We start from the raw sequence: 3,980 nt of genomic DNA, 5'->3' as shown, positions 1-3,980 counted from the left end.
ATTTTTAAAAAGAAAGTTTTCAAAGCTTAATCAAAAGATTCAAGAAGAATAAGGTGTTCATATTTTCTATAAAATAAACGAACAAGACACCTATATACGTAACTTAATCGCTTATATAGAATCTGCCTTAGAGCAGGATGATCATATACTGTTGATTGAAAGCCAGCGAATCATGAATATCCTTCGTGATGAACTGAAAATAAGATTGACGAAAGAACAAATGAAATCCATCCAAATGTTGAATAACTTTGACTACTACGTCTCGACAGGAAGCTTCCAGCCCGCCATCATCTTTGACCATCTATCGAGAACATTGCAGCCATTCTTTGATAAAGGAATCTCCGTTAGAATATGGGCTCATGTTGAATGGGGCCAGCAGGAAGGAATCGTTCCTATCTTAGAGGAATTTGAATGCGAGGCAGATAGGGTTGTCAGTGAGCTTGGTCTTTATTTGGTTTGTGCCTATGACCATAATCGTTTGCCTGATACATTGGAAGAAAGGCTAATGAAATGCCATCAATATATCATGTCAGAGAATGATATTATCCTTTCTGAGCTTTATGGACAAATAAGCCAATCGCAATCGTCTGAGAGGGGATAAATACTGTAGCCCAAGACTAATATTGAGTAAGCTTCAGTAAAGTCAAAACACAGAAATGTATTTTCCATACTGCTACCTGTGAGACATGCAGAGGCAGCGTTACATAGGTATCTATTAATAGAAGAATGAAAGAATCGCTATACATACCTCGCAATAAATCCTTTGAAGAAATTCCTCCATTACCTGTTACATAGCTGTTATTCAAACTAGAATCACGATTTCACCCTTTAGTAAAATAAAAAAAGATGAGTGGGTACAAGAAATGGAATATATCGCAAAGACTCAAAGAGGAGTGTTAGGGAGCTTATTATTACTAATGATATTGACAATCTCCATAAGTGATTTTTCCAACTGGTTAATTTACGTTCAATTAATTTGGTCTCTATTCATTCTTAGCTCATTATTTATCAAATACAAATTTAAAATAAATGACGACCATCTGACCTATCAAATAGTGTTATTTAGATTACCGTTATACAAAAGAAGCATACACCTCAATCAAATAAATCAAATTCGATTTAAGCGATTCGGTTGGTATACGAAGGGTGCCATTATACAAGTTGATAATGGCATTAACATTCGTATTGTCCATTTTGTTCCCGATGAGGTGCTTAAAGACTTAGTAGAGTTTGCTCGTAAAAATGGTATTTCCTATTCTAAAACAAAGGATTATTGTATTTTAGAAAAATAACCGAATTCATTTGCTGAAAGACTGAAATCAGCCTTTTTTGATATACAGCTATATAGGTTTTTAAGAGGAAAGGTTGAATATATATATTATTCAATATTTCTAAGGAGGCAAATATGATATTACATACGAATGTTTTGGGGGAAGGGGAACCAATCGTATTTCTTCATACAGGGCTGCAAACCGGGAACACCGATTTTGAATATCAGAGGGAGTATTTTAGGAACAGCTATAAAGTCATTCTCCCAGATTTAAGAGGTCACGGTAATTCTATTGCAAATGACATTACAAATTTCTTTGAGGAATGCGCCATAGATATCGAGGAAACGTTGAAGAATCTTGGGATTGAATCAGCTCATATAGTTGGGTGCTCATTGGGAGGTTTAGCAGGATTATCTTTTGCTAAAAAATACCCGAATAAAGTAAAAAGCTTAGTGATCTCCGGTGTCCTAGCTGAAAGGCCAGAAAACTGGCTTGAAATGCATAAAGAGGAATCAGAAGCTCAGGCTCAATTACTGCATAACGAAGAGCTCATTCATTACTTCAATCATTTACATAGTTCTGACTGGAAGCAGTTCATCACCATGGGCCAGGATGAAGAATGGTATCCATTCCATCTGACAAAGGATTTAGATGGAATTCATTCACCTATTCTCTATATGGTTGGAGAAGGAAATAATGATGAAAGCAAAAGTGCTATATTGTACCAATCCTTGAAGAAAGACATCCACGTGTCTATTATCCCATTTGCTTCACATCTAGTTCACGCTCAACAGCCAAAAATCTATACAGAAGTGTTATCTTTATTTTTGGAAAATGTCAGTAAGGATAAGGGGACTGTGTAAACATACGTTTAATTAATGTAAATCTTATAGTAGTAATTGGTCGTATTAGAACAAAACGTTGAGCATTGAATATTTAATTACAGGTGGCTGACTCCTGCGGGAAAAGTGACCGGTAGGCATCCCGACCGCAGTACCTGTAACAAAGTTATCAGAGTCCTATACATAAGGAGTGAGCTTTTGACAGTTTATCACTACATTGCTTCGAGCAGGGAGATTCCGACTGGCGATTATGGAACAAAGGCCAAAATAGTCCCCATTTCTAATATAGCGGATATTGAAATCAAAGGTATAAAACCAATTAAGAGAAAGACAAATAAATATAGGAATAACACTAAATTAAATGAACAGAATGTAATCGTCTATGAAACTGAGGAGGATTATCAAGGGATAGCCGTTTCAGAATTAGATGGTTATGATGAAATCAGGACACAATTCACCCATCCTTATGTATATCATCTGCATTGTTCTGACCACAGAAATGCTTATAGTGCGTTGTTTAAGTATATTGATGAAAACCTTTTGGAAGGGGAAAGTATTGAATTATATACCTGTTGGGCCGGAGATGAATTAAAAGAGAAGGTCGATTCACTTAATATTGTTGTTAACTTGGAAACAAAGCAATTCCAAAATGATATTGGAAATTTCAAGTTACACGAAAAACGCCTATTCAATGATTTAAGTGAACGATTTTCTTTTAGAGAGAGGCAATATGTATTGGTAACAAAATAACATAGGCTGAACTTCACAGTAATTAGCATAAACCCAGAGGCATGAATTCAAAGAAGGATCAATGCCTTTTTCTGTCGAATTCCTTATTGTGGAAACGGGTCGGGTTAAGCTTTGTTCATTTTTGATTTCTTTTTTGTTTATCAATAAAGTAAAAAATGAGAAAAACAGCTACACCAACTAATAATTGATAAAAAGCTTGCTTTAAAACTTTTTCCCAGCTATTAAAAAACAAGTCCAACAAATTAAAAACAACTATATACGTTAAAATCGCAATGGAAACCCTTTTTAATTTCATCATTATTCTCCTTTAAGGTAAGCAAATATCGGTGTTATTTACCAGTATCATTGAATATTTTATTTATATCAATAGTAAATTATCTATTGATTAAACAGGCGGGTCGTGTTAGCAGAAGAAGGATTCGCTAATCTGCATATCGAATTAAGGAGATAGCAGTGGAAACTGTGACTAGAATAGGTGGATATTATGACTAAAGATAAATTAAAGGGCTTTTTAGCTGTAAGTGTTTTGTTAGCTGTATTGGGTCTGTTTTTACTTTTTAACAGCGTTAATTTTGGAACGTCTTTAGCTGAAAGTTGGATAGCAAAACAAGGAGGAGCGGATACTGCTTGGTACCATATAAGAGCGAAAGGGAATATAAATAATTTCTTAGCTGCTGGAAGTATACTCTTCGTATGTGGTCTAACAACAACTATATTTGGATCATACAAGCTTCTTACTATAAAAGAGCCAAGTTGAACAAGAAATGACTTTGCATATCTTTCCTGCCCAAAAATATGTCGTATTTAAACATATTGGTTTTTCCAAGGAAATTCCAAATACTTACGCCGCATTATGGGATACATTTGATCATGAAGGATATAAAATTAAAGAAGGAATGCCCGAAATTGAGATAGTATCCGCCAATATGTTTGGTAAAGAAGAAACAAATGAATATGAAATGGAAATTTGGATACCTATTGAATAAGTAGAGACTTTTCAGTTAATGGTGTTAGGTTCGTGAAGTAAAGATATATAATACCGCATTAAGGAGATGATACAGTGCCAATTCTTGTTGGACTTATCGGTGCAGGATTTCACTTTTTGCTTGCTTATATC

At 34.7% G+C, this 3,980-nt stretch carries 7 protein-coding genes; 6 read left to right on the top strand and 1 reads right to left on the bottom strand.

Annotated features, from left to right (window positions below):
- Positions 1-61: 61 nt before the first annotated feature.
- From ACW2QF_RS17670 to ACW2QF_RS17655, 4 genes are all read left to right on the top strand, one after another.
- Positions 62-601 carry an MEDS domain-containing protein gene (locus tag ACW2QF_RS17670; RefSeq protein WP_455717338.1) on the top strand — a complete coding sequence of 180 codons (540 nt, stop codon included), beginning with the start codon at positions 62-64 and terminating at the stop codon, positions 599-601.
- Between the two features lie 262 nt (positions 602-863).
- Entirely contained in the window at positions 864-1,292 is a 429-nt protein-coding gene (locus ACW2QF_RS17665) for a hypothetical protein (protein ID WP_455717337.1), read from the top strand.
- 113 nt (positions 1,293-1,405) lie between these two features.
- On the top strand, positions 1,406-2,134 hold the full coding sequence (locus ACW2QF_RS17660; RefSeq protein WP_455717336.1) for an alpha/beta fold hydrolase: 729 nt from the start codon (positions 1,406-1,408) through the stop codon (positions 2,132-2,134).
- Between the two features lie 177 nt (positions 2,135-2,311).
- Positions 2,312-2,863 (top strand): hypothetical protein, encoded by a 552-nt coding sequence (locus tag ACW2QF_RS17655; protein WP_455717335.1) that lies wholly within the window; start codon positions 2,312-2,314, stop codon positions 2,861-2,863.
- Positions 2,864-2,978: 115 nt separating this feature from the next.
- Here ACW2QF_RS17655 and ACW2QF_RS17650 read toward each other — a convergent pair whose 3' ends face one another.
- Positions 2,979-3,158 (bottom strand): hypothetical protein, encoded by a 180-nt coding sequence (locus ACW2QF_RS17650; protein ID WP_455717334.1) that lies wholly within the window; start codon positions 3,156-3,158, stop codon positions 2,979-2,981.
- Between the two features lie 189 nt (positions 3,159-3,347).
- Here ACW2QF_RS17650 and ACW2QF_RS17645 point away from each other — a divergent pair, with 189 nt between their 5' ends.
- Together ACW2QF_RS17645 and ACW2QF_RS17640 are read left to right on the top strand one after the other, a co-directional pair.
- Positions 3,348-3,620 (top strand): hypothetical protein, encoded by a 273-nt coding sequence (locus tag ACW2QF_RS17645; protein WP_455717333.1) that lies wholly within the window; start codon positions 3,348-3,350, stop codon positions 3,618-3,620.
- 7 nt (positions 3,621-3,627) lie between these two features.
- Positions 3,628-3,849, top strand: a complete 222-nt coding sequence (locus ACW2QF_RS17640; RefSeq protein WP_455717332.1) for a GyrI-like domain-containing protein — start codon at positions 3,628-3,630, stop codon at positions 3,847-3,849.
- Positions 3,850-3,980 lie beyond the last annotated feature (131 nt).

The organism is Anaerosporobacter sp., from assembly GCF_965301125.1.
Note: the sequence above shows the minus strand (reverse complement) of the source record. Positions and strands in the feature narration are given on the sequence as shown.